Source organism: Xanthobacter wiegelii (assembly GCF_043193855.2).
GTDB lineage: Bacteria > Pseudomonadota > Alphaproteobacteria > Rhizobiales > Xanthobacteraceae > Xanthobacter > Xanthobacter flavus_A.
This window is the reverse complement of record NZ_CM195529.1, coordinates 4,158,040-4,180,930: the sequence shown is the minus strand read 5'-3', so window position 1 is coordinate 4,180,930 and position 22,891 is coordinate 4,158,040. Positions and strand designations below refer to the sequence as shown.

25 protein-coding genes are annotated in these 22,891 nt (G+C 61.5%); 5 read left to right on the top strand and 20 right to left on the bottom strand.

The genetic code is table 11. From position 1 onward, the window contains the following. The first annotated feature begins 2 nt into the window (after nt 1-2). Nucleotides 3-242 carry a DUF2274 domain-containing protein gene (locus V5F63_RS19535; RefSeq protein ID WP_394100526.1) on the top strand — a complete coding sequence of 80 codons (240 nt, stop codon included), beginning with the start codon at nt 3-5 and terminating at the stop codon, nt 240-242. Here the strand turns inward: V5F63_RS19535 and V5F63_RS19530 are convergent. The 6 genes from V5F63_RS19530 to V5F63_RS19505 form a co-directional block, all read right to left on the bottom strand. Next, entirely contained in the window at nt 175-1,224 is a 1,050-nt protein-coding gene (locus tag V5F63_RS19530) for a LysR family transcriptional regulator (RefSeq protein ID WP_394100527.1), read from the bottom strand. The two genes, V5F63_RS19535 and V5F63_RS19530, sit on opposite strands and share 68 nt — an antisense overlap. A gap of 106 nt (nt 1,225-1,330) precedes the next feature. Continuing rightward, nucleotides 1,331-1,984, bottom strand: a complete 654-nt coding sequence (locus V5F63_RS19525) for a BON domain-containing protein (protein ID WP_394100528.1) — start codon at nt 1,982-1,984, stop codon at nt 1,331-1,333. Nucleotides 1,985-2,227: 243 nt separating this feature from the next. Further along, nucleotides 2,228-2,401 (bottom strand): nucleotide exchange factor GrpE, encoded by a 174-nt coding sequence (gene grpE, locus V5F63_RS19520; protein WP_394100951.1) that lies wholly within the window; start codon nt 2,399-2,401, stop codon nt 2,228-2,230. 9 nt (nt 2,402-2,410) lie between these two features. Beyond that, a complete protein-coding gene (gene dnaK, locus V5F63_RS19515; protein WP_394100529.1) occupies nt 2,411-4,312 on the bottom strand; it encodes a molecular chaperone DnaK in 1,902 nt (633 codons plus the stop codon). A gap of 283 nt (nt 4,313-4,595) precedes the next feature. Next, nucleotides 4,596-5,255 (bottom strand): hypothetical protein, encoded by a 660-nt coding sequence (locus V5F63_RS19510; RefSeq protein ID WP_394100530.1) that lies wholly within the window; start codon nt 5,253-5,255, stop codon nt 4,596-4,598. 70 nt (nt 5,256-5,325) lie between these two features. Then, complete coding sequence (locus V5F63_RS19505; protein ID WP_394100531.1) at nt 5,326-6,162, bottom strand: universal stress protein; 837 nt, start codon at nt 6,160-6,162, stop codon at nt 5,326-5,328. Between the two features lie 515 nt (nt 6,163-6,677). On the opposite strand from V5F63_RS19505, the gene V5F63_RS19500 reads away from it, so the two are divergent. Together V5F63_RS19500 and V5F63_RS19495 are read left to right on the top strand one after the other, a co-directional pair. Beyond that, nucleotides 6,678-7,718, top strand: coding sequence for a zinc-dependent alcohol dehydrogenase family protein (locus tag V5F63_RS19500; RefSeq protein ID WP_394100532.1), 1,041 nt, complete (start codon nt 6,678-6,680; stop codon nt 7,716-7,718). 297 nt (nt 7,719-8,015) lie between these two features. Continuing rightward, entirely contained in the window at nt 8,016-8,846 is an 831-nt protein-coding gene (locus tag V5F63_RS19495; RefSeq protein WP_394100533.1) for an aldo/keto reductase, read from the top strand. A 210-nt stretch (nt 8,847-9,056) separates the two neighbouring features. Here V5F63_RS19495 and V5F63_RS19490 read toward each other — a convergent pair whose 3' ends face one another. The 4 genes from V5F63_RS19490 to V5F63_RS19475 form a co-directional block, all read right to left on the bottom strand. Further along, nucleotides 9,057-9,560 (bottom strand): Hsp20/alpha crystallin family protein, encoded by a 504-nt coding sequence (locus V5F63_RS19490; protein WP_394100534.1) that lies wholly within the window; start codon nt 9,558-9,560, stop codon nt 9,057-9,059. Nucleotides 9,561-9,569: 9 nt separating this feature from the next. Beyond that, a complete protein-coding gene (locus tag V5F63_RS19485) occupies nt 9,570-9,953 on the bottom strand; it encodes an Hsp20/alpha crystallin family protein (RefSeq protein ID WP_394100535.1) in 384 nt (127 codons plus the stop codon). A gap of 11 nt (nt 9,954-9,964) precedes the next feature. Beyond that, entirely contained in the window at nt 9,965-10,405 is a 441-nt protein-coding gene (locus V5F63_RS19480; RefSeq protein WP_394100536.1) for an Hsp20/alpha crystallin family protein, read from the bottom strand. A 270-nt stretch (nt 10,406-10,675) separates the two neighbouring features. Then, entirely contained in the window at nt 10,676-10,909 is a 234-nt protein-coding gene (locus V5F63_RS19475; RefSeq protein ID WP_394100537.1) for a hypothetical protein, read from the bottom strand. Nucleotides 10,910-11,228: 319 nt separating this feature from the next. Between V5F63_RS19475 and V5F63_RS19470 the strand changes: the two genes are divergently transcribed. Continuing rightward, entirely contained in the window at nt 11,229-12,320 is a 1,092-nt protein-coding gene (locus V5F63_RS19470; RefSeq protein WP_394100538.1) for a LuxR C-terminal-related transcriptional regulator, read from the top strand. A gap of 137 nt (nt 12,321-12,457) precedes the next feature. On the opposite strand, the gene V5F63_RS19465 is transcribed toward V5F63_RS19470, so the two are convergent. Beyond that, nucleotides 12,458-13,557 (bottom strand): IS3 family transposase gene (locus V5F63_RS19465; protein WP_394100539.1). Its coding sequence is split into 2 segments (ribosomal slippage): nt 12,458-13,296 and nt 13,296-13,557, totalling 1,101 coding nucleotides; the frame shifts between segments, so codons are not numbered across the junction. 304 nt (nt 13,558-13,861) lie between these two features. Here V5F63_RS19465 and V5F63_RS19460 point away from each other — a divergent pair. After that, the gene (locus tag V5F63_RS19460; RefSeq protein ID WP_394100540.1) at nt 13,862-14,515 is read left to right on the top strand and encodes a helix-turn-helix domain-containing protein; all 654 of its coding nucleotides are present in this window, start codon (nt 13,862-13,864) and stop codon (nt 14,513-14,515) included. A 46-nt stretch (nt 14,516-14,561) separates the two neighbouring features. On the opposite strand, the gene V5F63_RS19455 is transcribed toward V5F63_RS19460, so the two are convergent. The 9 genes from V5F63_RS19455 to V5F63_RS19415 all read right to left on the bottom strand — a co-directional run bounded on the left by V5F63_RS19455 (nt 14,562) and on the right by V5F63_RS19415 (nt 22,816). Further along, on the bottom strand, nt 14,562-16,382 hold the full coding sequence (locus V5F63_RS19455; protein WP_394100541.1) for a cation:proton antiporter domain-containing protein: 1,821 nt from the start codon (nt 16,380-16,382) through the stop codon (nt 14,562-14,564). Nucleotides 16,383-16,590: 208 nt separating this feature from the next. Next, a complete protein-coding gene (locus V5F63_RS19450; RefSeq protein ID WP_509210838.1) occupies nt 16,591-16,842 on the bottom strand; it encodes an ATP-binding protein in 252 nt (83 codons plus the stop codon). Between the two features lie 56 nt (nt 16,843-16,898). Next, complete coding sequence (locus V5F63_RS19445; RefSeq protein WP_394100543.1) at nt 16,899-17,396, bottom strand: hybrid sensor histidine kinase/response regulator; 498 nt, start codon at nt 17,394-17,396, stop codon at nt 16,899-16,901. Continuing rightward, nucleotides 17,393-19,228 (bottom strand): ATP-dependent zinc metalloprotease FtsH, encoded by a 1,836-nt coding sequence (gene ftsH, locus V5F63_RS19440; protein ID WP_394100544.1) that lies wholly within the window; start codon nt 19,226-19,228, stop codon nt 17,393-17,395. The genes V5F63_RS19445 and ftsH overlap by 4 nt, the downstream gene beginning before the upstream one ends. Before the next feature lie 15 nt (nt 19,229-19,243). Beyond that, nucleotides 19,244-20,629, bottom strand: a complete 1,386-nt coding sequence (locus tag V5F63_RS19435) for a DegQ family serine endoprotease (protein ID WP_394100545.1) — start codon at nt 20,627-20,629, stop codon at nt 19,244-19,246. Nucleotides 20,630-20,740: 111 nt separating this feature from the next. Further along, nucleotides 20,741-21,106, bottom strand: coding sequence for an SPW repeat protein (locus V5F63_RS19430; protein WP_394100546.1), 366 nt, complete (start codon nt 21,104-21,106; stop codon nt 20,741-20,743). After that, complete coding sequence (locus V5F63_RS19425; protein ID WP_394100547.1) at nt 21,081-21,494, bottom strand: DNA-directed RNA polymerase subunit omega; 414 nt, start codon at nt 21,492-21,494, stop codon at nt 21,081-21,083. The genes V5F63_RS19430 and V5F63_RS19425 overlap by 26 nt, the downstream gene beginning before the upstream one ends. Before the next feature lie 9 nt (nt 21,495-21,503). Continuing rightward, the gene (locus V5F63_RS19420) at nt 21,504-22,235 is read right to left on the bottom strand and encodes an ETC complex I subunit (protein ID WP_394100952.1); all 732 of its coding nucleotides are present in this window, start codon (nt 22,233-22,235) and stop codon (nt 21,504-21,506) included. A 74-nt stretch (nt 22,236-22,309) separates the two neighbouring features. Further along, nucleotides 22,310-22,816, bottom strand: a complete 507-nt coding sequence (locus V5F63_RS19415) for an Hsp20/alpha crystallin family protein (protein ID WP_394100548.1) — start codon at nt 22,814-22,816, stop codon at nt 22,310-22,312. Nucleotides 22,817-22,891 lie beyond the last annotated feature (75 nt).

The window sequence follows — 22,891 nt, the reverse complement described above, 5'->3', positions numbered from 1 at the left end:
TCGTGGCAAAACTCAAGCTTGGGGCCCTGGAAGACGACAAGCCGGTTAAAGTGACGGTGGAACTACCTGCCGCCGTCCATCGGCAGTTGGTAGCTTATGCCGATGTCCTGGCACGGGAGACCGGTAAGCCCGTCCCCGATCCCGCCAAGCTCATCGCGCCAATGATTGAGCGATTCATGGCGACTGATCGGGCATTTGGGAAGGCTCGCCGCAGCCCGGGATCGCGGCCGCCCCAGCCTTGACCTGCCGCCTCTCACCATCCGCTTTACCGGTCCTGCCGCTGGCGTCGGGCTGCTGGCGCGACATTGCTTTGGCAAGACTGAGCAGCCGCCTCAGGGCCGGATTGTCATTCTGGCGCGACCAGATTGCGCAGAATGGTAGCAAATGCCCGCTGAGCGGCCTATACGCGATGCCAGGAAAGCGGTCCGCTGTCGTGGCCTCGCTTGTCAGGGTTAGCCCCTGACTCATCGCCACCAGATGCATGAGATTGTCCCGTCCGACCGCGTGGCGCTCTACACTCGGGTGGTGGCCAAGGTCGGCCAAGTGCTTGACAAGGTAATCTTCGATCTCAGGTCCGGGATCACACTCGCTTACAATAAAGCGATACGCGCGGAGGTCATTCCATGTGAGCTTTCGCCGTCCCGCGAGTTCATGCGCCACGGGCAAAACGACGAATATCCGTTCTGTCCAAAGGTGCTCCCGATCGCAGTCGTCTGCGGTCGGCGTGCCTGTCAGAAAGGCGATATCGATCTGAAGCCGTCGAACCGCTGACAAATGTGCGGCAGGCGCCCCTTCCACCAGGTCGAGCCGGACAGCCGAATTTCGTTGGCAGTAGGTGCGCAGCAAGTCGGCCAGAAAGCCACTGGCCAACGACGTAAATATTCCCACGCGAATACCGCCGACTTCCCCACGACCACCTGAGGCTGCGTCCGATGCAGCATGTCTTATGTGGTTCAGTGCGCCGCGGGCCCGGCCCACGAAGGACTGTCCGGCGTTTGTAAGGCAAACGCCGCTGTGACCGCGTACAAACAGCGAGACGCCGAGTCGGTCTTCCAGGTCGCGAATTCTTCGGCTGATTGCCGATTGCTCGACATTGAGTGTGGTTGCAGCACCGCGAAAACTGCCCGCTTGTGCGGCAGCTATCACATAGCATAGGTGTCGCACTTCAATGCGGAGGCTCGCATGCCCGGCGAGCAGCAGCCGCGATCCACGTCCATATGGCATGCTCTTCACCGATACAGAACCGCCTAAAGTCAGAGCCGGTTTTTCTCAAAGCCCGCGTGAAAGGGCGGACGTCGGTCCGCCCCTCCGCTTTTTTGGTGACGAGCGCCTACACAGCGATCGTGATGCGATTGTCGACCTTGGTGACCCCTGGTGCTCGCCAGGCGGCCCGTTCGGCCTCCTGACGCTCTGCCCAGGAGCGCACCGAACCGGTGAGCGTTACCTCTCCGCCATTGGTGGTCACCGTGATGCGGTTGGCATCGATCTCGGCGCTGCGCTTGAACGCGTCTTCGATCTTTGCCTTGATCTCGGATGGAGCAACGCGAGGCTTCAACGTGATCAGGTTGGAAATTCCCTTCAGGCCTTTGAGACCGCGCACCGCCCGTTCCGCACGTGAGCGCTGGTAATCCCACTCCACGTTGCCTTCCAGGGTCGCCCAGCCGCTCTTCACCACCACCTTGATGTTCTCGTACGCATACGGAAGCTCGGTCTTGATTGCGGCCACGGCCTCGCGCGCCAGTTCGGGGTCGGGGCGTTGGTTTTCAGAGGGCAGCCGCACCTCGATATCGTTCGCCACGCCGAGCACGCCCGACACGCGCTTTACCGCCCGCTCAGCCTCATATTTTTGCGCATAGCTGCGCATGAAGCCGGTAAGCGTCACGACGCCCGACTTGACGGCCACGCCGATGTCGGTGGCGTCGATGTCAGGGTCCCACTTCAGCTCGGTTTCCACATCGCGCTTGATGTCGCTGTCGGATCTCATTGTCGTGCTTCCTTTCGCTGTTAGGGCATGGCCGCACTGCGAGGGCCGGCGCCCGGTCCTCCGCAACTTGCAGCTAGACGAGGCTACTGCCGGCCAGGTGGAGCGCGCTGACGGGTGTCAGTTTCGGGCGAGGAGCAGCAGATTCATCTAAAGCGACAGTCGTTCGAGCAATGCGAATGGCACTGTCAATCAGCGGCTGAGGACGCTGAGGTTCGAAGTCAGTGAAGCGACCGGCGACGACCGTCAGGTTGGCGCCCGCACATCGAGCAAGCCAAGCAACCACGTCTTGAGGTGATCGGAAGATCGACGATCAACAGCCGCGACAGCGACAATAGCTGAACGTACCAATCGGTCATGGAGCAGATAGCCTGGCTGCAAACCCTCGACGACCGTCTCTTCGGCTACAGGCGTTTCGATTCGCGACGATCAGACATCGCGTTTGTCGTCCTTGTCGTCCAACTCTTCGAAGTCCGCATCGACGACATCATCGCCGGTCGGGTCCTGTCCGCTCGCACCACCGGCAGAGTTGTCATTCAGCTTTGCCTTGAAGTTCAACAGGGCGATCCGCAGCATTTGCGCCTTGGCTTCGATATCTGCGGCCGAGTCGGTACCAACCACCGACTTCAAATCCTCGATCGCCTTCTCGACCGCCTCCTTCTCTGCGGCCGGCGCGTTGTCCTTTGACGCGTCGAGCGCTTTCTGGCTTGCCGCAATCTCGGAGTCTGCCCTGTTCCTCGCCTCGACTAGTGCGCGCCGCTTCTTGTCGGCTTCAGCATTTGCCTCAGCCTCCTTGATCATTCGATCGATATCGGCCTGCGACAGGCCCCCCGAGGCCTGGATGCGAATCTGTTGCTCTTTCCCTGTTGCCTTGTCCTTGGCCGAGACATTGACGATGCCGTTCGCGTCGATGTCGAACGTCACTTCGATCTGGGGAACGCCACGAGGCGCGGGAGGAATACCGACGAGATCGAACTGGCCGAGCAGCTTGTTGTCGGCCGCCATCTCGCGCTCGCCTTGAAAGACGCGGATCGTGACTCCGGCCTGGTTGTCTTCCGCGGTCGAGAAGACCTGGCTCCTTTTGGCCGGAATGGTCGTATTGCGCTCGATGAGACGGGTGAACACCCCACCAAGAGTCTCAATGCCGAGCGACAGTGGTGTCACGTCGAGCAGCAGCACATCCTTGACGTCGCCTTGGAGCACGCCCGCTTGGATCGCCGCGCCAATCGCCACCACCTCATCGGGATTGACGCCCTTGTGCGGCTCTCGGCCGAAGAGGTCGGTGACAGTTTGCTGGACCTTCGGCATGCGCGTCATGCCGCCAACGAGAACAACCTCGTCGATTTTCTCCGGCTTGATCTTCGCATCCTTCATTGCGTCCCGGCAGGGCTTTTCCGTGCGGTGGACCAGGTCGTCGACCAGTTCTTCCAGCTTGGCGCGCCTTAGCTTGATCTCAAGATGCTTCGGTCCATTCTGATCGGCCGTGATGAAGGGCAGGCTGATGGTGGTTTCCAGCGCCGAGGAAAGCTCGACCTTGGCTTTCTCCGCCGCTTCCCGAAGCCGCTGCAGCGCCAGCCGGTCATTGCGCAGGTCGATGCCCTGGTCCTTCTTGAACTCGCTCGCGAGCCAGTCGAGGATCCGCTTGTCGAAATCTTCGCCACCGAGGAATGTATCGCCATTGGTGGCCTTCACCTCGAACACGCCGTCGCCGATCTCGAGCAGCGAAATATCGAAGGTTCCGCCGCCGAGGTCGTATACCGCGATCGTCCCGGCCTTCTTCTTGTCGAGGCCATAGGCAAGAGCGGCGGCCGTCGGCTCGTTAATAATCCGCAGCACCTCGAGGCCGGCAATCTTGCCGGCATCCTTCGTCGCCTGCCTTTGGCTGTCATTGAAGTATGCAGGAACGGTGATCACCGCCTTCTCGACCTTTTCGCCAAGATAGGCTTCAGCAGTCTCCTTCATCTTCACCAGTATGTACGAGCTGATCTGGCTCGGACTATACTTCTTGCCCTGCACCTCGACCCATGCGTCGCCATTGTCGGCCCTGACAATCTTGTAGGGCACAAGAGCCTTGTCTTTTTCCACCATGGGGTCGTCATAGCGCCGGCCGATTAGACGTTTGATGGCGAAGATGGTGTTCTCGGGATTTGTTACCGCCTGTCGCTTCGCAGCCTGGCCAACGAGAATTTCACCGTCGCTCGCGAAGGCCACAATGGATGGTGTCGTGCGTCCACCCTCCGCGTTTTCGATGACTTTGGTCTGGGAGCCCTCCATGATGGCGACGCAGGAATTCGTCGTACCCAGGTCGATGCCGATCACCTTGCCTGCCATTCCGTGTCTCCGTCAGTCGGGAACTTCGATGCAACACCTGCCCGGCAGTATCGCCGCGGGGCAGGTCATCGACGCTGACGAACGTCAGTCCGGCGGCAATGCCGGGCAGAACGGACGAGCTTGCCGGCCGCCGGCCGCGGAGCAATGAGGTCGGCCGGCTCGGGCCGACCGTGCAGCGGTGTATGCGCCGCGCTCCAGCAGGGACGGTTTTCAATCGTTCGATAGGGTGGGGACTGTGCCGTTCGCAGCGGGCGCCGTAGAGGCACCCCGACCTCTCGTGGCCTTAGCCTCTGGTCGGCGCGTCTCTTTCCAGCCACGGGTCCGGATGAACGTTCGCAAGCGGCACGTCCTCCAGCCGCTTCACGATATCAATCTCATGCACGCGGATCGCTTCAGCACCGAATTTGGCCAGAATCTCCTGTGCTTCCGCCTCCTTCTCCGCAGTGCGGGCGCGCACCCATATCACGATGCCGCCGGACATCAGCTGAAGCTCTAGCTCCTCCGCCTGCTTGCTACCAAGCAGCCGGACCGCGGCAGTGCCGATGCCCGCTCCGACCGTCCCGGCCGCCATTGCGGCTGCGGCAATCACTGCGAGGCTTCCACCTGAAGCGACGACGGACATCACGGCCGCGGTCGCTCCGACATAGAAAAGGATTCCGGCCACGCTGACGGTCGCGGTCGCGAGATCATCCCGGGCGACAAACGCCCGGCGCGGGGTCCCCGGCACATCGGCGAGTTCCTCGGGCGGAACGTAGAATGTGCCCAGACGGCGCCTGACCGCTTCGATCTCGCCCATGATGTCGACGTCCGCCCGGTCGAAACCCGCATGCAGAAGGGCTTCGATTGCTTCCTCGAGGGCATGCTTCCTATGAAATACGCCGGCCACTTCGCGGACTTTCCGCGCCTCGAGAATTTCCTCGTCCTCCGGATTCGTCATGCTCATCGACTCCTTCGCAGCGAGGGGCAAAGGCCACTACCCGACAATTTGTTTCCGGAAGCCAGCGGAAAGCCTTTCAATGCGCCATGACGAGCGACACTGGCGACTTGCGAAGGAGCTGGTACGTCGCGCCCCCGAGGAGCCATTCCCGCAATCGGGAGTGGCCGTAGCCGCCCATGACAAGCAGGTCACCCTTCCGCGCAACCACTTCATCCACCAGCAGCGTCGCGACGTCGCCAAGTCCCTTCTTTGCAACCCGCTCCAGCGCCGCGTTAATGCCGTGTCGTCGAAGATAGGCAACGAGTCTTTCATCCTGCGTTGCGGTCAGAATTGACTCAGTTCCCCCGCCGAGGCGGAGCACAGTGACTGCTTTCGACTTCTCAAGATACGGCAATGCCTCGGCTACCGCTCGTGTTGCTTCGCGACTGCCGTTCCAGGCAACCACCGCATGCTGAAAACCCTCGTCGAAGCTCCTCTGGTCAGCCACGAGGAAGATGTGCCTTCCCGCCTCGAACAGGGTTTCCTCCACCACGTCGTGCAGTTCAATCGCATCATCCTCATCGCTGAGGCGAAGACCGATGAGGGCGTCTGCCGTCCGGCATTCCCGTGCCGTGAGACGCGCCTGCTCATGGGCGTACGCATCGATTCGACGCACTTCGGATGACGACGCTAGGCCTTTCAGGCGGTTCTTGATCTTGTCCTCGAACTCTCTTCCTGCCGTCTGTGCCTGATCGAGAAGTCGGGACCACTCGTTCACGTTGACCACGCTGTCGGCGATGGTTGGGTCGGGCAAAACGTTAATTATCAATCCAATCACATGGGCATTGAACAATTTCGCCAGACTTTCCGTGGCCGCGAGCCTGAAATCGTCTCCGCCCGTTCCGTCTAGTCTGACCACCAACACCTTAATCATGCTCTCCTCCCAAGGCGCGACCACGACCGACCTCTTGAATTCAAGGTCCGGATCATCCTGGTACGATGAGGGCCCGCGGCTGGCCGTTCACTGACGCTCGTCAGCGTTGCTCAACATTTGTGATTGCCAGGGTGCGACGCAGTCTTCAGGAGGCGAACGGCACCGGCTTCGAAAAACCGGCTCACCGGCTAAGCATCTTGTCCTTGGCCACCGTCGAAAAGCGGCTCTCAATCCGACACAAAAAGTCACCGGAAGTGCCGCGCTACCGGCGCTCTCGAACAATCCGTATCTGCGTCAGAGCCAGCTTTGAGGCGTGGCCCAGCGTGACGATCGTGAATTGCCCCCCGATCACAGAGGCTGACGCGCCCCGGCAGTGGCGGGCGCAATTATCACGCTCATTTGGCGCGTATGCAGGCGCGTCCTCACGACACTGACAAACATCAGTGCAGGCCCAATCGTAGTGCTGATCTAGTGATTACTGCACGTCCAACCGATCGTCAGCGACGGAGAAAACAATGAAAGCTCTCATCTTTGAAGGGCCCGGCAAGAAATCGCTCCAGGAGCGTGATATTCCGGCCGTCCAAAATCCGACCGACGTCATCGTCAGGGTGGCGAAAACCACCATCTGCGGCACTGACCTCCATATCCTCAAAGGTGACGTTCCTACCTGCACGCCTGGGCGCGTCCTCGGGCATGAGGGCGTAGGCGTCGTCGAGCAAACGGGCGCAGGAGTGACGCAATTCAAGAGGGGCGACCATGTCCTGATTTCCTGCATCTCCTCCTGCGGCAAATGCGAATATTGTCGGCGCGGCATGTATTCCCACTGCACAACCGGTGGCTGGATTCTCGGCAACACCATTGATGGCACGCAGGCCGAGTACGTCCGCATTCCTCACGCTGACACCAGCCTCTATCCTATCCCGGACGGCAGCGATGAAGATGCTCTGGTAATGCTAAGCGATATCTTACCGACCGGCTTTGAATGCGGCGTGCTCAATGGCAAAGTCCAGCCGGGTGCCTCCGTGGCGATCGTCGGCGCGGGGCCTGTTGGCCTGGCAGCTCTGCTGACGGCGCAGTTCTACTCACCTGCAGAACTGATCGTGATCGATCTCGACGAGAACCGGCTCGAGGCGGCGAAGCGTTTCGGTGCGACAAAGACGGTCAAGGCCACCGGAGGTGAGGCGAAGCGGCAGCTTCTCCAACTGACAGAGAACAAGGGGGTGGATACAGCCATCGAGGCCGTCGGCATCCCTGCAACATTCGAGCTGTGCCAGGAGATCGTCGCCGCGGGCGGCATCATCGCCAATATCGGCGTTCATGGTGTTAAGGCTGACCTTCATCTTGAAAAGCTTTGGTCGCACAATATCGCCATCACCACGCGTCTGGTCGACACGGTCACCACACCGATGCTGCTGAAGACCGTGCGGTCCGGGAAAATCGATCCGAAAAAGCTGATCACTCATCGCTTCAAGCTCGATGCCATTCTCGACGCTTACGAGACCTTCTCGAAAGCATCAGATACGCGAGCGCTCAAGGTCATCATCGAGGTGGACTAGCGAGCGCGCCATCATTCAGGTCGGACCCATCGCGGATCCTTCGGCTGCCGGTGGGCCTTGGCAAAGCAGCGAGCTTTCGGCGGTTGGTACCGGATAGGGGTGCCTACCCTGCTCGGTCGCCGGGACAGACGGGACGATCGGTCGGCCGGGCCTTCAGTCGGGACCACCAACGGCCCATACGGGATTTTACGATAAGGGATTCCCACAAACTCGCGTGGTCCGCGTGATCAATCAGCCTCGCATCAGAGAACCCAAGCTGCCCGGTGTTCATCGCGGCCAAGCCCAACAGGAACCTTTATGCCTGCCACGATGAGGACGATGCTTTTGCCCGCCGGAGAGATGATACCGTTGCTCGGACAGGGCACATGCGGGATGGGTGAGCACCGCAGCGCGCGCAGCGCAGAGGTAGCAGCGCTGCGAACCGGCTTCGACCTCGATATGACGCTCATCGACACGGCGGAGACGTATGGAGACGGGGGTGCAGAGGAGGTTGTGGGGGAGGCCGTCGCGGGGCAGCGCGATAGAGTCTTCATTGTCAGCAAGGTACACCCGCACCATGCCTCCCGCCTCAGCGTCCTGACCTCCTGCGACCGGAGCCTAAGGCGTCTTCGCACCGACCGGATCGATCTTTACCTGCTGCATTGGCGGGGCAACGTTGCGCTGAGCGAAACCATCGAGGCCTTCGAGACCCTCAAAGCTACAGGAAAAATCAAGTACTGGGGCGTCAGCAACTTCAGCATTGACGACTTGAAAGACCTGGCGGCCGTTCCGATGGGAAAATCCGTTCAGATCAATCAGGTTGCATACAACCTGATGAGACGCGGCATCGAGCGCGATCTCCTGCCCTGGTGCAGAGAGAGAGGACTTCCAATCATGGCCCATTCACCAATGGAGCGAGGTCAACTCGCTCGAGACGGAAGGCTGGCGCGCATGGCCGACCGCTACGGAGTAAGCCGCGCCCGCCTGGCCCTCGCTTGGATCTTGAGTCAGGAGGGTGTCGTCGCCATCCCGAAGGCCGCAGCCGCGGAGCATGTCAGAGACAATCGTGCGGCGCTCGAGTTGCGGCTTGCTCCAGCTGATATGGTTGAACTCGATCGGTGCTTTGCTCCGCAGATTGGGAATCGATGAGCTCGGAGGCGGTCGGCTGATTTAGTAGCTGCCGACCCGACCGGCATGGGCGAGGATCGAGCGGATACGCCCACTGTCAACGAACCACCGCCCGGTATGCCGATCATTGACGCATGGACACTGCGGCGCTCGCCTCTCAAAGAGATGCCCGCCATCCGGGGGTAGGGATGGCGGGCGGGGCAAGGCGGGTGGGGCTACAAAGCGGCGATGTCAACCCGCCTGCACAGGGATACGCTTGACGTTGGCAAGGGCCTCGGCTGTCTTTGGAAGCACCACCGTCAATAGACCGTTCTTGAATGTCGCGCCGGCCGCGTCGGGATCCACTCCCACGGGAAGCGGCAATGTGCGTTCGAAGGCACCATAGGCACGCTCTCGGACGATGAGCCCGTCATCCTCTGATTGCCGGTCGGTCCTCTTTTCACCGCGGATCGTCAACTCTCCATCTACGATGGAAACGCTGACATCGTCTTCAGTGAGCCCCGGCAATTCGGCCGTAACAGTGACTTCTTTGCCGCTATCGCTAACATCAACGCGAACGGTGTCGGCAAACTCGGATTGACTGAGCGCCGGGAGTAAAGACGGCATTATCCGCCAGAAATTCTCGAATGCGCGATCGATGTCCTGCCGAAATGCACGAATCGGATCCGCCGGCTCCGTTCGTACAGCTACGTCCCTACGGGAAGTGCGCCAGGGAATAAGATCGGTGATCCTCATTGTCTTTCCTCACGCGGCCTTGACGGGGATCTTGGTGGCGGGCGCAGGCGTTGCCTTCGGTAGCATCAACCGCAGAACGCCGTCTTTGAACACAGCTTCGATTTTTGCCGTGTCGACCGGTTCGGAGATGACGAAGCTCCGCTCGTAATTCCCATCCCGGTACTCCGCGTGCTGCAACGAATAACCTTCCGGGTGGCTTGACGCAGAGCGGGCGGCGATCCGCAGGACCCGCTTGTCGAGCGTCACATCGAGGCTGTCGGGATCCGCGCCAGGCACGTCGAGAACCATCAGCAGACTGGACTGGGTCTCGATAATGTCTGTGGGCGGTACGAACACCAGAGCATCTCGTGTGGTCTCTGCAGCCGCACTTCCGTTGATTTCCTGATCGGCCATGACGATTCTCCTTAAGAGCGGCTGACGGTGATCTTGCGGGGCCGATCGGCCTCCGGGCGAGGCAAGTCGAGGCGAAGAAGCCCGTTGCGAAACGTTGCCGCTGCCTTGTCCCCGTCCACCCGAAAGGGCAGCACCAGGCTACGCGCGAAGGCGCCGGCAACGCGTTCGCGACGATGCAGAATGTCGCCTTCGCCGACCGGCTCGGCCATGCGCTGGCCACGAAACGCCACTGTGTTCTGGTGGACGGTGATTTCGAGGTCGTCCGGCGAGACGCCGGGAATCTCGGCGGTGATGACGGCCCCGTCGGGACCCGTCCAGATGTTCATCAGCGGGAACTCGGGCGGCGCCGGTACCCGGAGGCTGTCCATCAGGCGATTCATATCGTGTTGCATAAACCGCATCTGGCGGAGCGGATCGAACCAGCGCCCCGCATTTCCCTGGTAAGCGAGCATCACTGAACTCCCTTGCTGATGTTACAGGGATGATGGCAGCTCAGCTCTGGGATCAGCACTGATGACCGTCAGTTTCAGAAAAAAGACGAACGGAATACCTATCTGAACGACCGTCGGCGATTTTCTGGTCCAGCAGTCCAGCGTACTGGCCGAGACCTACTTCGGCAGGATTCCCCTGCTCGCCACGGCGCCGAGCCGTCGGGGCAGCAAGCCACATGGTCTAGCGTATCCAGTTCTGGCGACCGTCCTGAATCGCCGTCGGGTACGGCCTCAGCGACGCACGAGTTCGCCCCAAGCCGGGTCCCAAAGATCTTCGTGCTCGAGCACGATCACGATCCTCTGGAACCCATAGCGCTGCTGAAGCTGCCGGGCCCGAGCAAGGGCGAGACCGACTTCGACCTCGTCACTCTCGTCCGGCCCAACATTGGCCTCCTTCCGGGCATGCGCCATCCACCCGACGGTTGCCCGCACAGGGGCCCTTCCCTGCCAGTCGAAGATGGTCACTATAATCTCGTTCCCGGCAGCCAGCCCGGGGTCATCGAGAACGGTGTAGGTCGGTCGCTCCTTCGCAGTCACGTTCGTGTCCAACCTCATGATCTCACTTTCCGGTTCGAACTTTCGCCGCTCCGTCTGGACAGAACATAGCCACCGCTGCAAAATTTAGGTCGTCCATCGATCCTGGCAACTGCCCACGGCGGCTGATAAGGCTGACTGTCACTCGATGAACGCATATCGAATTGTAGCCGAAATCCGATCCTGGGTGTAGCAGGCAAGACCCGATCCGCAGGATTTGTCGGATATACCCTGATCGGCGGAGACGTGAATGCCTGAGGCGGAAAAACAGAACCTGGTCCGTGCGTTTGACGATCTCTTCCGCCTCTCCGCAATTCAGGCGGACTGGAAGGATCTCGACGAGGATGCCGTCGCCGAAAGCCTCGCCTCGCTTCTCGTGAAGACACTCCGTGCCGACTTTGCCTATGTGTCGATAGCAACGCTGCACGTCGTGGTGGAGCTCGCCTACGGTCCCAGCGGGCGTCTTCCACCGGCATTCGTTCCCACAGTCCGCAATTCGCTCCTTAGTGCCGTCACCGATGGCGGGAAGATCGTCAGTCCCGTCAGCGGCAATCAGGTCACCGTCCACGCGACACCCATCGGCAATCATGGAGAGGCAACCCTTATCGTTGCATCGGAACGACCGGGTTTTCCGACGGACGTCGAGACACTCCTCCAGCGGATGGCTGCAAGCCAGGCCATGCTTGAGCTCCGACGGCGCGAGACGACCGCTCCCAGCGCATATCTCGCAAGGCTCATCGAGGCTTCCTCTGACTTTATTGGCATCATGAACCTCCAGGGCCGACCGCTGTTCGTGAACCCGGCCGGCCTACAGCACGTCGGCCTGGCCGACATGCGCGAGGCTTCGGAGCTTCATATCGCCGATTTTCTGACGATCGACGACCGTGATCAGCTGCGCTATGGCGCTTGGCATCGACTCCTCTCCGAGGGCCGCTGGACCGGCACGCTCCGGCTTCTCAATACCAAGTCCAAGGAAGCAAGGCCTTTCCTCTTCGACTGCTATCGCCTCGATCTGCCGACAACCGGCCCGGTCGCAGTCGGCATCATTGGCAAGGAAGTCTCCAGCACCTCAAAGACATTAGTTGAACTAAAGGAAGAAGCATCCCCTGCGGTCTCCGATGAACGGCAGGAAGCGGCTGCCCGTCTACAGAGCCTTAGCGCGCGCGAACGACAGGTGCTCGTTAGGCTGGCGGAGGGCCAGGCGCATAAGGAAATTGCCCACGGCCTTGGCATCAGCGTCCGAACCGTCGAAGTCCATCGGTCGCGGATGTTGCGGCGGCTTGGAGTAAAAACCGTCGCTGAGGCGATCAAGCTCGCCGTTCTCGCGGGTCTGAAGGAGTAGCGCCACCAGCGACGACGTTTACACCTCGCCTTTCCCCAATAAGATCGGGCTGACGGCCTTGGCGCTCGCCGGTGCCGGTGACCTGAGCCCCATTTCTCCTCCGGTTCAGGAGAGAGTCCGCATGTTGGTTTGTGGCCTCAGGCGGCCACGGTTTCCAGTGTGAGTGTTGCGGCAAACTCGGCTGGGGATCGATGGCCCAGCGCCGAATGGGGTCGGTTGAGGTTATAGTCCTCCTTCCATGAGCTGATGGTGGCGCGCGCCTGCGCCAGGTTCGAGAACAGGGTCTCATTCAGGCACTCGTCCCGGAACCGGCCGTTGAAGCTTTCCACGAAGCCGTTCTGCATGGGCTTGCCCGGGGCGATATAGTGCCATTCGACGCCTGTCTGCTGGCACCACGTGAGGACCGCCATCGAGGTCAGCTCGGTACCGTTGTCCGAGACGATGGCCGAGGGCTTTCCCCGGACAGCCACGAGCGCATCCAGCTCACGCGTCACCCGAAGGCCGGACAGCGAAGTGTCAGCAACCAACGCCAGGCATTCCCGGCTGAAGTCGTCGACCACGGCCAGCACCCGGAAGCGGCGGCCATCCGTGAAGGCATCCGACACGAAGTCGAGGCTCCAGCGGACATTGATCCGATCCGGGACCAGCATGGGCCGCCGTGTGCCGAGCGCCCGCTTGCGGCCCCCGCGCCGGCGCACCTGGAGCTTCTCCTCCCGGTAGAGCCGGCGCAGCTTCTTGTGGTTCATGACGATGCCCTGGCGCCTCAGCATGACGTGGATCCGCCGATAGCCGAACCGGCGGCGCTCGCCGGCCATGGCCTTCATGGCCTCGCGCAAGCCTGCATCCTCGGGACGGATGCTCCGATAGCGCATGCTGGTGCGATCGACGCTCAGGGCCTTGCACGCCCGACGCTGGCTCACCCCGTGCGCGGCACAGGCGTGGGCCACGGCTTTACGCCTCGCATCGGGCGTCACCATTTTTTTGCGGCGACATCCTTCAGGATGGCGTTGTCCAGCATCTGCTCGGCGAGCAGCTTCTTCAGGCGGGCGTTCTCATCCTCGAGCGCCTTCAGCCGGCGGGCATCGGACACGTCCATGCCGCCATACTTGGCCTTGAACTTGTAGAAGGTGGCCGAGGAGATGCCGTGCTTGCGGCAGACATCGGCGGTCTTCGCCCCCGCCTCCTGCTCCTTCAGCATCCCAATGATCTGTTCCTCTGTGAACCGTGAGGCCCGCATCGTCCGTCTCCGTGTCGACGGACTCTATCTAAATCTGGAGGAGGTTTAGGGGCTCAGGTCACCGGTGAGACGTTAGGATGAGAAACGACATGCCTTGGCCGCGCTCGAGCAACGGCTCGGCATAGACCTGGCCATCCCATCGCCTGAAGAACGCTCCAAGCGTCTATTCTACTACGAGAAGGCCTCTTGTCCGTTGAGAGAAAGTCCATAAGGGGATTCCACAAATAGCTCTTATACGTGCCATTACATACCGTCACCCCGACCGTCCCCCTTTCTGGGCGGTGCTGTCTAGAAAGGGGTGTCAATGTTTCGTTCCTCAGGATGTGCCGACCCGGAATTTGCACAACATACCATTAGAAACCGGAAGGACATCCACTCGATCAGCATTTTGCGCACATTTCAACGCGATCAGCACATCTTTGAATGCGATCAACATTGCGATTGGTGGTATCGCATTGTCTCTGGCGCAACGCGCAAATATCGCATCCGGAGCGACGGGCGCCGACAGATCGCGGATATCCACCTGCCCGGAGACTTTCTTGGCTTCTCGTCAAAGGCTAACCATGGATTCTCCGTCCAGGCCATAGTCGAAGGGACAACGATCGCCTGCTATCCGCGAAAGACGGCAGAAGCTCTCGCGGATTCGGACCCTACCGTTGCCCGACTCATTCGGGTGAGCACGGTTGCGGCGATCGAACGACTTGAACAGCAGATGCTGGTGGTCAGTACAATGTCGGCGTCTGAGCGTGTGAAGGCATTCCTGGTGCACTTCCGAAACAGAGTTGGACAGGCTGGTGAAGATGGTCTGGCCCTCCCTATCACACGCTACGACATCGCGGACTTACTCGGTCTCTCTACTGAAACCGTCTGCCGAGCATTCACCGATCTTCGCGAGCGCGGTGCAATATCTCTGGAAGGTCCCAGACAGGTCACGATTATACGGCCAGGAAACGGCTAACAATTAGCCTGATGCACGCTCTCCGTTCCCCCGATCTGAAGGGGCCCTACTCTTGGTGAGGACGCAGCTCTGGCGCACCATGCATCTCCTCGGGAGAGCCAGGAACATCAGCAGTTTTCGCCTGCTTATGCTGCAGCGCATCCACTGTAGACGTTGCCGTCGTCCGCGACAGACCAAGCCCGCTGAGGGTCGCCTCGGCCATTGCAAGACCTGCATTTTGCTCGCCCGAGATCGCACGCGTCGCACCGTGCGACAGGAGATACATGCGGTCGGCATCATTGTGCGCACGCACCAGAATCTCGACGCCGGCGTTCACTTCTCGAGCGCGTTCCAGCACACGCCGGGCTTCATAGCCGTCTGGAACTGCAATCGCGATAAGCCGAGAGTGGTCCGCTCTGGCGCCTTCCAGCACGCCCCTCGCTGCGGCATCGCCCCGTGTCACCGGAGTGCCCTCGTCTCGCAACACTTCGGCGCGACGGCGGTCGCGCTCAATCACAACATGCGGCACCCCGGCTTGTCGTAGGGCCGCGGCGACCGTTCGTCCCACCCGACCGGCGCCCACAACAATCACGTGGTCGGCCCATTTCCGCTGATGCTCTTCACTGCCAAAGCCAGACAGGCGGCCAGCCTGCGCATCCCCTCCAGCTCCCGCTCTCAATTTCGTCAAGCGCGGTTCTGCAAGGGTTGCCACCGCAAATGCAAACGGATTGAGGGTGATCGAGAGCAAGGCTCCGGCGAGGATCAGATCACGGCCTTCCGTTGGCATCAGCCCCAGCGACACACCGAACTCGGCAAGCATGAAGGAGAACTCGCCAATCTGCGCCAAGGCGGCCGAGACGATCACCGCGGTTGAAGGCGGATAGCCGAGCACGAGAACGATTGCTGCGGCCGCAAGAGCCTTACCCACAACGATCACCAAGACCACAGCGATCACTGCCAATGGATCCCGGATGAGAACAGAGGGGTCGAACAGCATGCCGACCGAGACGAAAAACAGCACCGCGAAGGCATCCTGCAGCGGCAGAGACTCGGTGGCTGCCCGATGGCTCAATTCGGATTCACTGAGTACCACACCTGCGAAGAAGGCGCCAAGTGCGAAGGACACCCCGAACAACTCCGCCGATCCATAGGCAATGCCGAGTGCTATCGCCAGGACGGCCAGCGTGAAGAGCTCCCGAGAACCGGCGCGCGCTGCCTGTTTAAGCAGCCACGGTACGACGCGCCGACCGACCACCAGCACGAGCGCCGTGAATGCGCCCACCTTGGCCAGCGTCAGCCCGATCGCGAACCCGAGATTCGTCGCTCCCGCCTGGCCTACCGCGCCTGAATCATTCGTCCCGACCGGCACAGCGAAAGCCGGCAGCACCACCAGCGCCAGGACCATAGCGATGTCCTCGACAACTAGCCAACCGACTGCAATGCGTCCGTTGGCAGAGTCGAGCAGGTTCATCTCATCGAGCGCGCGCAGCAGCACAACAGTGCTTGCAACCGAAAGCGCAAGTCCGAACACCAACCCAGCGCTCAGGTCCCATCCCCACGCCTTTGTCAGGACAGTACCCATGGCCGTGGCCCCAGCGATTTGGATGATTGCGCCTGGAACTGCAATCCGACGAACGGCGAGGAGATCATTAAGCGAGAAATGCAGCCCAACCCCGAACATCAGAAGGATGACACCAAGTTCGGAGATTTGGCCCGCCAACCCCACATCGCCGATAAAACCGGGCGTGTTCGGACCGATTGCAACCCCAGCCAGCAAATAGCCAATCAGAGGCGGCAGGCGCAGAAACCGTGCAATCAGTCCCAGCCCGAAGGCAAGCACCACCCCGGGGGCCAGCATTGCGATAAGCTCGGTCTGGTGATGCGGCATGGTGTTGTGCGATCAGTTGGCCATCACGAAAGAGAGGCAAGCATTCTCACACGAAAGTCGAATTGATGGACGACAGAATCCTTCTGACTTGCAACGCCCTTCGCGTGACTAGCGGAGGTGAGAGAGGCGGGCCCCACCATCGCCGGCTGCGGTTCATCGCGCTCTACGATGTGATCTGGCGGGCCGTCTGCCTGGCTCCCCAGCTTCCTTACACGGTCACGCTTCGATCTGCGCGGAGGCCTCGCGCGCACCGTGGTAAGTACAAATGCACCTGGGTCCCAGCTCCCAATTCGCTGTCGATGCGGACTTGGCCGCCCGACTGTACGACGAAGCCATAGACCTGGCTCAATCCGAGACCTGTGCCCTTGCCGTCGCCTTTGCGGGTAAAGAAAGGCTCGAACGCCCTGGCCTTCGTCTCGGCGTCCATGCCGATTCCTGTGTCCTTGACCGTGACGCGGATGAAACCCGGCTGGTCTTCGGGCTCGCTCCCGTCCGCTACGACGCCGGTCTCGATCGTCAGCGTGCCGCACCATTCATGGCATCCCGTCCGTTGATTGCGAGATTCAGCACCGCGACGTCGAGCTGGTCGGCATCCAGCTCAGCGATCCCGACGTCCTCGCCCAGCTCGGTCCGAATTGCGATGCCCCTGCCTAACGTCCGGCCGAGAATGGATGCTATCGACGCAATTCGTTCGTTGACGTTCACGATCTTTGGCGCCAGTGCCTGATTGCGCGAGAACGCCAACAGATGTCCGGCGAGCGCCTGCGCATTTTGCGTACGCTGCATGATCTCGTGGATGAGCGCGTCCACATCGGCCGCTGGCGCTCCCTCCCGCAGCTTTGTGCCGATCAGCCGAAGGCCGGCCTGGACGACGATGATGAGATTTCTAAAGTCATGAGCGATGCCGGCCGCAAGTCTGCCCAGCGCCTCCAGCTTTTGTAGTTCGCGCAGGCGCTCTTCCTCTGCGCACTCAGCAGGTGCGTCTCCCAAGCTGGTAAAGAGGCCTTCGGTCATGCGTTGGCCGCTGGTACTGGTTTCATCCTGGCCAGCGCAGCGAGCTCCTTCTCATCGAGCGTCTCTTTTTCCAGGAGCTTTCGGGCGATCCGCTCCAATGCATCTCTGCGCTCGCGCAGAAGTCCGACGGTCCTCTCGAAAGTGTCGTCCACGATGCGCTTCACCTCTTCATCGATCGCTGCGGCGGTTTCCTCGGAATAGGAACGCTCCTGCGGCCCGTAGTAGGGCTGGTCCGTAGCAAGGAAGGAGCGGCGGTCCTTCTCCAGCGCGACGTGGCCGAGCCGGTCCGTCATGCCGTAGCGCGCGACAATGGCGCGCGCGATATCGGTGACCTTAGCGAGATCGTCTGCGGCTCCCGTCGAAAGATGCCCGAATATGATCCGTTCCGCCGCGCGTCCGCCGAGCAACACCGCCATCTTGTTTTCCAGTTCTTCCCGGGTCATCAGAAAGCGATCCTCCGTCGGCCGCTGGATCGTGTAGCCGAGCGCGCCGACGCCGCGCGGGATGATGGAGACCTTGTGGACCGGATCAACGCCGGGCAGCGCCATGGCCACCAGCGCATGGCCCGTCTCGTGATAGGCGACGATCTCGCGCTCCTTCGGGTTGAGCAGACGGTTGCGCTTTTCGAGCCCCGCCACGATGCGCTCGACCGCGTTGTTGAAGTCCTCCATTATCACGGCGTTGGCCTTGCGGCGCGTCGCCAGCAGCGTCGCCTCGTTGACGAGGTTGGCGAGGTCGGCGCCCGTGAAGCCCGGGGTGAGCGCAGCAATTTTCTCCGCATCCACCTCTGGCCCGAGCTTCGCCTTCTTCAGATGAACGTTCAGGATCTGGACGCGGCCGGTCTTGTCGGGCCGGTCGACCAGGACCTGTCGGTCAAAGCGGCCGGCTCGCAGCAGGGCCGGATCGAGAATCTCGGGGCGGTTGGTCGCGGCCAACAGTACGAGGCCTGTCGACGAATCGAACCCGTCCAGCTCGACGAGGAGCTGGTTGAGCGTCTGCTCCTTCTCATCGTGGCCGCCCACGAGCGGCCCGATGCCGCGGGCCCGGCCGAGCGCATCGAGTTCGTCGATGAAGATAATCGCCGGCGCCTTGGCGCGCGCCTGCTCAAACAGATCGCGCACGCGGGCTGCACCAACGCCGACGAACATTTCGACGAACTCCGACCCTGAGATCGAGAAGAAGGGAACGCCGGCCTCACCGGCGACGGCCTTGGCCAGCAACGTCTTTCCGGTGCCGGGCGGACCCACGAGGAGCACGCCCTTGGGCATACGGCCGCCGAGCCGGCCATAGCCCTGTGGGTCTTTCAGGAAGTCGACGATCTCCTTCAGTTCGTCCTTCGCCTCGTCGACGCCGGCGACATCATCGAAGCTCACGCCAGTATTCTTCTCGACATAGACCTTCGCCTTCGACTTGCCGATCTGCATCAGCCCGCCGCCGAGGCCACCGCCCATCCTCTTGAGCATGAACATCCAGATGCCGACGAAGAGCACCACGGGCACGACCCAGGACAGGAGGTCACGCAGGAAGGTACTCTCGATCTGCCCGCTAACGACGACGCCGTGCTGTTGCAAATCGCGGGCAAAATCCGGCTCGACCCGCGTCGTGATGAACATCGACCGGCCCTCGACGGGGTCCTTGAACCGCCCTTGAATGAAGCGGTCCGACACGGCCACCTCGGCGATCCTGCCGTCTCGCAGATAGCTCTCGAATTGACTGTAGGGAATCTGCGCCACCTGCGTGGCCGTCGTGAACACATACTGGAACGCCATCAGGAAGAAGAATGCTGCGATCCAGTACCAGATGTTGAATTGAGTCTTCTTGTCCATTTCCATCGCCGCCCTCTCCGATCACCTGATGATCAGCAGCAGGCGGCTGCCGCCCCGCGCGAGCTCAACGGCGAGTGTGGTGTGACGGTCGGAGGTCCAGCGGCGGATATCATCGAGGGACGTTACCGGCATTCGATTGATCGCCAGGATCATGTCGCCGGGGCGAAGGCCCGCACGCGCCGCGCGACTTCCAGGAGTTACGCTATCGACAATCACGCCGCCCGATCCGATCTCCCGCGCCTCCTGGCGGGAGGCATTTCGCAAGCTTGCGCCCTCGAACGCCGTTCCGGCCAGCTGAGTGGACGCGTTACGCTCGCCGGCTTCGATCCGGACCTTGACCTCGCGCACGCCGTCTCTACGCGCCACGGTCAGCCTGACGTCGGTCCCGGCGGGCTTGAGGCCGATCCGGTTGCGCAGGTCGGCCGATCCGAGAACAGCGCGTCCGTCAACGGCAGTGACGACATCGCCAACCTGCAAACCGGCGCGCTCGGCCGGTGACCCCGGCTCGACATTGGCGATCACGGCACCCCGCAGGTCGCCGAGCCCCAGCGCCTCCGCGAGGTCCGGAGTGACGTCCTGGATGCCAATGCCGATCCGGCCACGCCGCACCTCGCCGTGCTCGATCAGCTGCTTCATGACGGTAACGGCCATATTGCTGGGCACCGCGAATCCGATGCCGATATTGCCGCCGGCCGGACTGAGGATCGCTGTGTTGATGCCGACGAGCTTGCCGTCCAGCGTGACCAGTGCACCCCCCGAATTCCCTGGATTGATCGACGCATCCGTCTGGATGAAATCCTCATAGCCCTCGTTGTTGATGCCGCTGCGCCCGAGCGCGCTGACGATACCGGAGGTCACCGTCTGGCCAAGCCCGAACGGGTTGCCGATGGCGACGACATAGTCACCGACCTTGAGATGATCGGAGTCGCCGATCTCCAACGCTACGAGATTACGGCTCTCAACCTTGAGCAAGGCGATATCCGTCGCCTGGTCAGAGCCGACAAGCTTGGCAGGCAGGCGCCGTCCATCCTTCAGCGTGACCGTGATTTCCTGTGCGTTCGCCACAACGTGGTGATTGGTGAGCACATGGCCTCGCGCCGCATCAACGATCACGCCTGACCCTGCGCTCATGCGCTGCTGAGGCGGCGGCGCGTCCGGCAGGTCGAAGAAGCGGCGGAAAAACGGGTCGTTGTAGAGCGGGTTGGACGCCGCCGGCGTTTCCGAAATGACAGAGATGTTGACGACTGCGGGAGTGACCCGTTCAAGCACAGGCGCGAGCGTCGGAAGTTGCCCGGCTATGCCCGGAACCGCCTGCCCGACAGCGTAAGAGGGCAGTCCCACTACAATTGCAGCCGCCACCCAGAAAGCGATGATGGCTCGATGGACGACGGTGTCCTTTCTGATCATGAGCAAATCTCCGTTTGACCCGACGGTTTGGCCTCCTCCTTTCCGTCTGAGGTCAGACGGAAGACACAAACCGGCCCGGCGTTCGGGCCGGGCCGGTCCTGCCGAAATACATCACGCGGTTGAGAGCGGGCGGCCACGGACGAACCAGATGCAAGCGCCGGCCACTACAGCCACCACGATGCCGGCAATCACGTGCGCCCACATCGCGACAGTAACTGCTGAGAAGCCGAGCACCCAGGGCGCGAGCACGGCCCAGAGGCCAGCCACCAGATTGACCCACTCTTCAGCTTCATGGAATGCAAAAAGAGCGGCAGCCGCGATCACGGCGACGGCAGCACCTACAATCCAGGCATTCCACGAGGCATAGGCTTCGTTCGTGAAGCCCAGATACCAAGGTGAGAGCAGAAGACCGAGACCGGCAACGATGTTGACGACATCGAAGGCCGTCCGGTTACTGGAAGACAGTGAGTTTGCCATTGTTCATTCCTCCTTCTTGTCGGTTGGATGCGTCACCAGCAGGCGTCTGCATGCCCCACCCGCAAGCGGTCCCGCGATGACAATCATCAGTAAAAGATCTGGCTTCGAGAGAGAGCGGCGCAGCCGCGTCGGCCCGACGCGCGGGGCCTGCCGGAGTCGGAAGCAGCCTCGCGCCGTCCTGGCTCGGCAGGAAGGGGGCGAGTTCCTCCTCCGTGAAGGCGTTTGCAGCGATCTCGTGCAGCGCGAGGTCGACCGTGCTGGCCGCCGGCCGGGCGATCCGCGAAGGATGTCCCCTGTTGAGCGCCCGGCTACGCGCGGCCGCTGCCAAGGTCAGCGCGAAGCGGTTCGGCAGAACCCTTTCGCAATCAAAGACGACGGACGGGTCCATGGTCGCACCTCACGCCGCCTTTCGTGTGCGGCGGGCGCCGCCGGCCGCGACCTCGCGTTCAAGCGCCAGCAAGGCCTGCTCCACCTCGTCCAGACGAGAGGGGCGATCGTTTTCCGGCATACCCTCGTTCGTCGCCTGATCGATCAGGTACTCCGTATAGGCCCAGTTCATCAGGATCGATCGCTTGGCGTCGGGCGACAAAGTCGCGTCAGCCAGAACCTGCATTGGCGAATCCCAGTGTTCCGCGCCTACAGGATCGTTTCGGTTGGCCGCGTCCTCCAGAGCCTTTCCGTAAGTTCCCTGAAGATGCGTCAGGCCGAGCTTCTTCAAGGTAGCGTCGGAGAACGAATGCATCATACGCCCCGCGCGAGTTGCTATCGGAGCGCGGTGCACGTCGCCCTCCACGACATAGTTCAGACCTTGCCGTTCAGCGTAGCGAACCGCCGAATCGAGCGTCGGAAAGCTGAGCTCGACCTGAGTCAGCGTGTCATCGCTGCCGGTCCAACCCATCAGCGGCTCGATGAAGGGTGCGCGGCGCGGCTCAAAACGGAACTTCCAGCCCCTCGTCCGCGCCTTTCCCGAAGTCATCACCGAACGGGGCGGCTTGTAGATGTGGGCGACGGCATCCTCCGGGAAAACCGAGCGCCCCATCGAAAGCGGCTGAACCCGATTGTCGTTGAAGGGCCATGTCCGCGCCACTGTGGGTGATCTGCTATTCTCTGTCTGTCTGATGTTCTCCATCATTTATCCCTCCCATTCTGGCGAAGGATGCTGCTGACGGCGGCCAGTCGGCCCGCCGCCAGCAGTCAGGCCTGTCAGCTTTTGATCGCTATGCGCTTCACCTGCGACTGCGCCTTCGCGCTCTTTGGCAGTACGATGCTCAGCACGCCGTTCTTGAAGCGCGCGTCGATCTTGTCTTGCTCGACCTCCACGCCGAGTGGGATGCGGCGCTCGAAGCGGCCATAGAATCGTTCCGAGAACTGCTTGTCCTTGTCCTCGGTTTCCGAACGCTTCTCGCCCTTCAGCGTCAGCACGCCGTCATCGAGCAGAACCTCGATGTCCTTTTCGTCCAGGCCGGGCACTTCCGCGTTCACCTTGATCTCCTTGTCGGTCTCGGAGATCTCGACATTCGGCCAGGCCGCGCTGAACGACGACAGCGAGCCGAAGGCCGGCAGGCGGCTGTCGAACGAGCGGAAGACGTCGTCGAAGAGCCGATTCACCTCGCGGTGCAACGAGAGAAACGGGTTGCGATCATCGTCGCGAAACACAGTGGGGGCCTGGTTGCTGGAGCGACCCCACGGGATCAGATCACGCACACTCATACTGCTTCTCCTTCTGTTCGTTGTTTGGCAAAGCTTTCCCGTGGCGCCGGGCACGCTGCCCGGCACCTTGCAGAA

What these genes read in the sequence shown, in the direction of transcription:
- V5F63_RS19530 (WP_394100527.1), bottom strand. Translation starts at nt 1,224, where the DNA reads ATGCCATATGGACGTGGATCGCGGCTGCTGCTCGCCGGGCATGCGAGC.
- V5F63_RS19525 (WP_394100528.1), bottom strand. Translation starts at nt 1,984, where the DNA reads ATGAGATCCGACAGCGACATCAAGCGCGATGTGGAAACCGAGCTGAAG.
- dnaK (WP_394100529.1), bottom strand. Translation starts at nt 4,312, where the DNA reads ATGGCAGGCAAGGTGATCGGCATCGACCTGGGTACGACGAATTCCTGC.
- V5F63_RS19510 (WP_394100530.1), bottom strand. Translation starts at nt 5,255, where the DNA reads ATGAGCATGACGAATCCGGAGGACGAGGAAATTCTCGAGGCGCGGAAA.
- V5F63_RS19505 (WP_394100531.1), bottom strand. Translation starts at nt 6,162, where the DNA reads ATGATTAAGGTGTTGGTGGTCAGACTAGACGGAACGGGCGGAGACGAT.
- V5F63_RS19500 (WP_394100532.1), top strand. Translation starts at nt 6,678, where the DNA reads ATGAAAGCTCTCATCTTTGAAGGGCCCGGCAAGAAATCGCTCCAGGAG.
- V5F63_RS19495 (WP_394100533.1), top strand. Translation starts at nt 8,016, where the DNA reads ATGCCTGCCACGATGAGGACGATGCTTTTGCCCGCCGGAGAGATGATA.
- V5F63_RS19490 (WP_394100534.1), bottom strand. Translation starts at nt 9,560, where the DNA reads ATGAGGATCACCGATCTTATTCCCTGGCGCACTTCCCGTAGGGACGTA.
- V5F63_RS19485 (WP_394100535.1), bottom strand. Translation starts at nt 9,953, where the DNA reads ATGGCCGATCAGGAAATCAACGGAAGTGCGGCTGCAGAGACCACACGA.
- V5F63_RS19480 (WP_394100536.1), bottom strand. Translation starts at nt 10,405, where the DNA reads ATGCTCGCTTACCAGGGAAATGCGGGGCGCTGGTTCGATCCGCTCCGC.
- V5F63_RS19470 (WP_394100538.1), top strand. Translation starts at nt 11,229, where the DNA reads ATGCCTGAGGCGGAAAAACAGAACCTGGTCCGTGCGTTTGACGATCTC.
- V5F63_RS19460 (WP_394100540.1), top strand. Translation starts at nt 13,862, where the DNA reads ATGTTTCGTTCCTCAGGATGTGCCGACCCGGAATTTGCACAACATACC.
- V5F63_RS19455 (WP_394100541.1), bottom strand. Translation starts at nt 16,382, where the DNA reads ATGCCGCATCACCAGACCGAGCTTATCGCAATGCTGGCCCCCGGGGTG.
- V5F63_RS19445 (WP_394100543.1), bottom strand. Translation starts at nt 17,396, where the DNA reads ATGACCGAAGGCCTCTTTACCAGCTTGGGAGACGCACCTGCTGAGTGC.
- ftsH (WP_394100544.1), bottom strand. Translation starts at nt 19,228, where the DNA reads ATGGAAATGGACAAGAAGACTCAATTCAACATCTGGTACTGGATCGCA.
- V5F63_RS19435 (WP_394100545.1), bottom strand. Translation starts at nt 20,629, where the DNA reads ATGATCAGAAAGGACACCGTCGTCCATCGAGCCATCATCGCTTTCTGG.
- V5F63_RS19430 (WP_394100546.1), bottom strand. Translation starts at nt 21,106, where the DNA reads ATGGCAAACTCACTGTCTTCCAGTAACCGGACGGCCTTCGATGTCGTC.
- V5F63_RS19425 (WP_394100547.1), bottom strand. Translation starts at nt 21,494, where the DNA reads ATGGACCCGTCCGTCGTCTTTGATTGCGAAAGGGTTCTGCCGAACCGC.
- V5F63_RS19420 (WP_394100952.1), bottom strand. Translation starts at nt 22,235, where the DNA reads ATGGAGAACATCAGACAGACAGAGAATAGCAGATCACCCACAGTGGCG.
- V5F63_RS19415 (WP_394100548.1), bottom strand. Translation starts at nt 22,816, where the DNA reads ATGAGTGTGCGTGATCTGATCCCGTGGGGTCGCTCCAGCAACCAGGCC.